Origin of the sequence: Acinetobacter higginsii (assembly GCF_000369525.1) — a bacterium.
Classification (GTDB): domain Bacteria; phylum Pseudomonadota; class Gammaproteobacteria; order Pseudomonadales; family Moraxellaceae; genus Acinetobacter; species Acinetobacter higginsii.
Window position 1 is genome coordinate 1 of sequence record NZ_KB850082.1, and the last position, 6,640, is coordinate 6,640.

Annotated in this window: 10 protein-coding genes; 6 read left to right on the forward strand and 4 right to left on the reverse strand. The window is 33.9% G+C overall.

Annotation, left to right across the window (positions count from 1 at the left end; all coding sequences use genetic code 11):
* Together F902_RS21765 and F902_RS21770 are read left to right on the forward strand one after the other, a co-directional pair.
* Positions 1-444 (forward strand): MobA/MobL family protein (locus tag F902_RS21765; RefSeq protein ID WP_005207676.1); only part of this gene is annotated, 444 nt, incomplete at its 5' end.
* Positions 441-941: a hypothetical protein gene (locus F902_RS21770; RefSeq protein WP_005207677.1), complete on the forward strand. Its 501-nt coding sequence runs from the start codon at positions 441-443 to the stop codon at positions 939-941. The genes F902_RS21765 and F902_RS21770, both read left to right, overlap by 4 nt.
* A 439-nt stretch (positions 942-1,380) precedes the next feature.
* Here the strand turns inward: F902_RS21770 and F902_RS21780 are convergent, their stop codons facing one another.
* Positions 1,381-1,935 (reverse strand): hypothetical protein, encoded by a 555-nt coding sequence (locus tag F902_RS21780; RefSeq protein ID WP_005207679.1) that lies wholly within the window; start codon positions 1,933-1,935, stop codon positions 1,381-1,383.
* 125 nt (positions 1,936-2,060) lie between these two features.
* Between F902_RS21780 and F902_RS21785 the strand changes: the two genes are divergently transcribed.
* Positions 2,061-3,023: a hypothetical protein gene (locus F902_RS21785; RefSeq protein ID WP_005207681.1), complete on the forward strand. Its 963-nt coding sequence runs from the start codon at positions 2,061-2,063 to the stop codon at positions 3,021-3,023.
* A 100-nt stretch (positions 3,024-3,123) separates the two neighbouring features.
* On the opposite strand, the gene F902_RS21790 is transcribed toward F902_RS21785, so the two are convergent.
* Together F902_RS21790 and F902_RS22775 are read right to left on the reverse strand one after the other, a co-directional pair.
* Positions 3,124-3,516 carry a hypothetical protein gene (locus F902_RS21790; protein ID WP_005207683.1) on the reverse strand — a complete coding sequence of 131 codons (393 nt, stop codon included), beginning with the start codon at positions 3,514-3,516 and terminating at the stop codon, positions 3,124-3,126.
* Positions 3,517-3,687: a hypothetical protein gene (locus tag F902_RS22775; RefSeq protein ID WP_005207686.1), complete on the reverse strand. Its 171-nt coding sequence runs from the start codon at positions 3,685-3,687 to the stop codon at positions 3,517-3,519. It abuts the gene before it with no gap.
* A 321-nt stretch (positions 3,688-4,008) separates the two neighbouring features.
* On the opposite strand from F902_RS22775, the gene repM reads away from it, so the two are divergent.
* Together repM and F902_RS21800 are read left to right on the forward strand one after the other, a co-directional pair.
* The gene (repM, locus tag F902_RS21795) at positions 4,009-4,944 is read left to right on the forward strand and encodes a replication initiation protein RepM (protein WP_005207688.1); all 936 of its coding nucleotides are present in this window, start codon (positions 4,009-4,011) and stop codon (positions 4,942-4,944) included.
* On the forward strand, positions 4,941-5,645 hold the full coding sequence (locus F902_RS21800; RefSeq protein WP_005207690.1) for a hypothetical protein: 705 nt from the start codon (positions 4,941-4,943) through the stop codon (positions 5,643-5,645). Before repM ends, F902_RS21800 begins: the two co-directional genes overlap by 4 nt.
* Before the next feature lies 1 nt (position 5,646).
* Here the strand turns inward: F902_RS21800 and F902_RS21805 are convergent, their stop codons facing one another.
* Positions 5,647-5,916 carry a hypothetical protein gene (locus F902_RS21805; RefSeq protein ID WP_005207691.1) on the reverse strand — a complete coding sequence of 90 codons (270 nt, stop codon included), beginning with the start codon at positions 5,914-5,916 and terminating at the stop codon, positions 5,647-5,649.
* A gap of 185 nt (positions 5,917-6,101) precedes the next feature.
* Here F902_RS21805 and F902_RS21810 point away from each other — a divergent pair.
* On the forward strand, positions 6,102-6,640 hold a 539-nt coding region (locus F902_RS21810), incomplete at its 3' end, for a MobA/MobL family protein (RefSeq protein WP_005207692.1).

The window sequence follows — 6,640 nt, forward strand, 5'->3', positions numbered from 1 at the left end:
ACAACCCAAGAAGACATTAAGCAAATTCGAGAAACATGGGCAGACTTAGCCAATACCGCACTGGAGCGAGCAGGCTACCGAGAAAAAATAGACCACCGCAGCTATGCCGATCAAGGCAACGGCCTACAAGCTACAATTCACGAAGGCACCAAAGTCACCCAATTACGCAGACAAGGCATAAACACTGAAATCAGCCGTTTTAATGACAATGTGAAGCAGCAAAATACCCAACAGCTTCACCAAGAAAAACAGCAGAAAGAGAGTGTTTTACAGCGTGGTTTAAACCGTGTTGAGCAAGGTTTTGAACAATGGCAGAAAAACCAAGAAGCTAAACGCCTAGAACTAGAACGTCAGCAGCAATTAAAGCAACAGCAAGAACAGATTATGAAAGTAGCACAACGGTCTAAAAGCCGTTCAAATGACATGGATGGGCCATCCCTATGAGTAACCAAAACGACTTAGACGACCAGTTATATATTTTATTGGCATCCATGAAGGAATATAGAGAGGCCATAGCAGACGATAAAAAGCGATTAGAGGCGTTTTACAACCACGTTGCTGGTGGGGTGCTAGATAAAGCGGAAAAACACCTAGAAAATGCAAATAAGAAGCAAATAAACACACTCAACAACAGCATTCGAGAGTTAAACAAGGCAACCAATCAACTAAATTGGCAATTTATAGCACTTTATTCCAGTGCATTTGTAGCCTTGGTTATGGTTTTATTTTTGGCAATATTCTTATACGTACCAAGCAAAGATGAAATTGATGAACGTAGAACTGATATGGCTGTACTTAAAAAATATCCGCTACAAATCAAAGATTATGATGGGAAAACATTGGTCAGAATTATGACTAAAAAAGATTGCTACTCATTTGAGCCGAATAATGTCAAAGAAAAAACCTATGACTGGTGTCAGATCGACCCTAAAAAATACTAAATGATCGGTACTTTGCTTGGTTTTTCTCACTATCAATCTGATTGTAGCAAGCGCAAAGTGGCTCGACTTTAAAGTTTGGCTTTAGCCAAACTTTAAAGGATCGAGCTTTATAAGAAAAATAGCCAAATAAATGTATATATTAATAATAAATATATGATTAATTTAATAATAAACTTGAAAAACCTAACAATAAATGAGGTTTTTTTTAAAGGATAGTCTGATTCAAAATAACCAATAAAATGATTTCCACATTTTTTACATGAATAACCATTGTTATAAAAATTCATTAAGTCATCAAAGTTAACCCCTGTGCTACTTTCAGTAGGTTTAGGATATTTTTTAGGTTGCGTTTTTATTGCTTTAACATCTGTACTTTGGCATTTGGGGCACTTAACTTTACTTCCATGCCTAATGTATGTGGTTTGAATATTAGCCATAATTAAGAATTGATATCTATTTGATAAAGAAAGCTTATGTGAGAAGGTATTTTACAATCACAGTTAACACATGATTTTAAAGGAAAGATAGGAGCTTCCGTTATTAAAATAGATTTATTTCCTAATTTCCTCTTATATTTTAATACCTCAGAGCAACAGATAGAACTTTCAGGAAATTTAATTTTTACTTTACTAGCTAACAATTTTATCCGATTTAACTCTACTTGGTTGTACGCTCTGCTATCGGCGATAGATACGATCAAATCAATAAGTTTATTAGCTTCTTTTTTATTTAATGGATTCAATAAAGATTCTTCAAAGTCGATTTGTTTTTGAATTAATCCGTATCTCTTTCCCACAAATGGCTCATATTTCTCATATAAACCAATATATTTCTTAATATATTCAGTTTTTAAAATATTAGATGATTTCAATAAGTCCTTTAATTCACTCAAAAATAGCTTATGTCTATTTTTGTCATCTCTCTTATGTTGAGCATTTGCCTTAATAGTTGGAATCCCGATTTTTCCTTTTTTCTTAAAAAAACCAAATATCATTTGTAGTTCAACTTTATTAACAAATTAAAAATAATAGTTTATACAAGATCAGTAAGAGCTGAGCGAGTGTCTACGAGCGATTAAGCAATATCAAAATTTTAAAAAACAGTTTTAAGGGGGAATACTTGAAAAGTTATTTACTACTTGTTGTAACACTTAGCATGAGTATCTCAAGCCATGCTGCTATTGATATTTATCCTAATCCAAACCTAACAGATCCATCTCTGGCAACAACTTTTGCATCACAGTTAAGAAATATGAAAATTAAGGAAATGGAGGAAGTTATAAAGGGTGAATGCAACCAATTCAAAGAGTACACATACCTATCTATGCAAAACTGGAAAAGCCTTAAAAATCAAACTAAATCAGCTGATGAGGCTCAACGATACTCTCAACAATTAGTGCAAGAGATGCCATACAGATTATCTTTTCAATATACATTTCCACTCGGCATTTCGGCCTATTTAACAACTGAAGAATACATAAAACAGGTTACACTCAGTAGTGAAAAATTAAATGAAACCAGTATGTTAGACAAAATGTACAGTGGTTGTTTATCAATGAATGATGTTAAATACTTTGACCTACTTTCATCTGAAAAATATTTAACAGGCAGTCGAACTCCGTTCATCTCTGAAAGTGATGTATTAAAGATGTTTGATCCTACTAACTCTTTGTTTAGATCTATTCATCCAGTGCCGTCAAAAGAGGATAAATTAACTCCTCCTAATATGGCTAAGACCATAAATTTCAAACCTATTGAATTTATTATAGCCCGTATACTTATTGATCAAGATATAAGGAATAGTTTTATAACAAGTAATATCCGTTGGATCGACTATAAAAAAGCCTCTTTCACCATGCAAAAAAACTTTGTTAAATTTATGGAGAAAGGTGGACGGAATAAAGATTTCGCTAGAGTTGCTAGTATGGTTAAAACCTTGAGTCCAAGAATTACGAATAATGATGAAAACTATATTATTCCAACGGAGGCTGAAATAAGTTCAGTTTTTAATAACGACAACTTAAATGGTGATCCTGTTCTTATTAAAGATTTAAAAAATAATTTAAAGAAATTTAATTATTAAAAATTAAGTAACAGAGCGAGTGTCTACGAGCGATTGAGAAATATGAAAATCTCTCGTAGTCTTTTCTTTGATTACAAGGTTTATTCTGAATTTTAAGTCTTTATTCCAAGTATTCTAAATTTGGTAGCCAGAACACACCGTTGTGTTTGTAATGCCAAGTAATATCTAAAACACGAATATGATTAATGTGATCTCTTCTTTGGAAATGAAGGATCATATCTGAAGTTAAGTAATTGTTGTATTTGCTTTTAAGATATTCAGGGATACCTATATGATAGTGCCAAAGGTTATTGGAATAAGTAAAATCATATATAGGATCAGTTTTTTCTAGATTACGCCATGAAGGTGAAATTTTACCTGGGTATTTAGAAAAATCACTAAAACCAAATTCTTCATAGATATCTGTGAAATCTAGAATTTTATCCTGTTGCTTTTCAGGATAGCGAGTGAATTCAATTGCAAATTGTTTTCCAAATTCCCAAGTGTATGACAATTATTTTTTCCCTGCTTCGAGTATTAATCTTCTTTTCTCTTCTCTGCTCAAACCTTTAGGCATAACAAAGGTTTCTGAAGCAATAGATGATTTCATTCTATCAAGATTAATTCGAACAGGTACTGCTTTTTGATTTTGCGTTTGGGCAATAATTAATCCCATTACATTCATTTGCCACCTCGACAAATAAAAATTCTTGTTAAATTTTAACAAAAAAAATAGCGTAGCGGGTTTTTAATTGTTTTTAATGTTTTTAAATGCTTTTCCACCTCGTAAGAACCTTTAGTAGCAATGGTTTCAGACTTTATAAGCACACGTTTAGTTACCCATAAGCACACGTTTAGTTACCCATAAGCACACGTTTAGTTACCCATAAGCACACGTTTAGTTACCATTAAAACACATAAAAATATTTGTGTTTGAAATGGTGTTTTTGCTACTATTGAAACACATAAAAATATTAGTGTTTAAAAACGCATTTAGTTACCTACTATGAAAAAAGATTTAGTTGTAAAAACAAACCGCTTAAATCAAGCCTTCCAGGTTCTTACTCTTGCTGAATTGCATATTGTTCAACTTGCTATTGTTGATGCGCGAGAGACAGGGACTGGATTAAATACTGACACCCCTTTACGTATTGATGCTAGACGCTATGCAGAGGTATTTAATACAACTAGGCAAAATGCTTATCAACGTATGAAAGAGGCTGAAGATACTCTTTTCAATCGTAGGTTTAGTTTTTATGACGATGATGGGAAGTTAGTTAAAAGTCGGTGGATTCAACAAGTTCGTTATCTTGATGATGAAGGGGCAATAGAGCTAGTTTTTACACTAGCTGTAGTTCAAGGGATTAGTCGAATTGATGGTGTTAAAGAGTTTTTTACACAATACTTACTAAGCCAAACAGCACAATTAAACAGTGTATATTCAGCCAGACTTTATGAACTACTGATTCAATGGAGAAGTACCGGTAAAGTACCAATAATTGATTTAGGTGACTTTAGAGAACAACTTGGAATTGGGATTAATGAATATCAGCGTATGCATCATTTCAAAGCTCGTGTACTTGAGCCAGCAATTAAAGAGATTAATGAAAAAACAGATATAAAAGCAGAATATGAGCAACATAAGAAAGGCCGTGTAATTTCAGGCTTTTCATTCAAATTTAAGAAAAAACCACAACCAAAATCTGAAAAGTCTTTAGATTCAAAACGTGATCCCAATACACCAGATTTATTTATTAAAATGACTGATGCTCAACGTCATTTATTCGCCAATAAAATGTCTGAAATGCCTGAAATGAGTAAATATTCACAAGGTACTGAAAGCTATCAACAGTTTGCTGTTCGCATTGCAGACATGCTTTTAGAACCTGAAAAATTTAAAGAAATTTACCCATTTTTAGAAAAGACTGGTTTTCAACCATGAGTTTAGAATTATTGTACGCATTAACAGCATTAACAGCTCCAATTGTTGCTAAAAACGTAGGAATGGCTGTTACAGATAGTTTATCTATGGGGATAGCAGCTGCTTTAAAAAAATCAGTTGAAGAAATAAAAGAAAGAGCAGATCAAAGTAACGAAAATATATTTTATTGGCAGGTAGCATCTTTTTTAGAAGCCAGCTCTGATGTACCAATAGAAGAAGTTACAAGATTCTTAGAACAACATCCTCAAGGTTATAGGCTTGGTGCAGAAGTCTTTAAAATTTTAGAAACCACATATATAGAAAAACAAGCCGAGCTTATCGCAATAGCATTCAAACAACGAGTTAAAAGAAAAATTGATGATAAAAAATTTAATCAATATATCCATATCATAACTCAACTTAATCACCATACTATTCAAGCATTAGAGGATGATTTGATAGGTGTAAGAGATTACGCTCTACATAAGCTCCCTACAGAAGATAATGAAATAAGTAGAATGGGATTTCTATTTCATGGGGTATCAAATAGTAGACATAACGGATATTCAAGCCATAGCTTAGAAATATTAGGATTAATAATTGAGGATTTGGAAAAACAAAAGAAACAAAGTTCTGCTTTTCCAGAAAAAGTATTTAAAAGAACAGATCTTTATCTATCTTTTTATTTAGATATTTATAAAGATCAAATACCAGCTTCATGATTTATAAATTAAATAAATTTCTATCTCTTTCTTCTGTTAAATACTCGTTGAGTTCAGCGAGTATTTTTTCTTTGTTGGCTTCATTACTTTGCATTTTTTTAATCAAGTAAGACCCAAGCAAAATTTTGCGTCTAGTATCATCCTTTCTTTCCTGCTCTTTTTGCTTCGTTTTTTCTCTAGCTTCAATAGCCTGTTTACGAGCCTTTAGCTGTTTCAGCTTTTCTAACTGGGCTTCGATTTTCTTATCGAGAGTTTCAGCAGCTTTTGTCATGATTCATATTTCGGGATATAGAAAACCACTCAAGCATAAGGCCCTATGAATTGAAATTCAAGCGGGCTATATGCTATCGTGTTTTTCATGAAATGCGCACTTACGACTTGGATTTCATCCAAGTCAAAGTTTGCGTAAGGGGAATCCCCTTAACCCCAAAAGCAAAAGCATCCCAAGGCGACTGCATGGCAATTTATCACTGTTCAACTAAAACGGTTAACCGAAGTTCGGGAAGAACTGCGGTTGCATCTGCTGCATATCGTGCAGGGGAAAAACTAGAAGATAAACGCACAGGACTGACCCACGACTTTACGAGAAAAGATGGTGTCGCCCATTCTGAGATTATCTCTAATTTAGATATTGAAATTGACCGTAACGAACTTTGGAACTTGGCAGAAAAAACCGAAAACCGTAAAGATGCCCGAACCGCTAGAGAATGGGTCATTGCCCTGCCTGATGAATTAGACGCTGATCAACGTAAGGACTTGGCAAAAGACTTTGCCAGGTCCTTAGTTGATCGCTATGACGTAATCGCAGATTTAGCCATCCACGAACCGAGCAAAGGCGGTAATGATAAAAACCACCACGCTCATATCATGCTCACGACCCGAAAAGCTGAATTGGACGCAGACAATAAACTCACACTGACCACAAAAACCGATATTGAGTTAAGCAACGCCAAACGAAAAAGCCTTGATATGGGTACAACCCAAGAAGACATTAA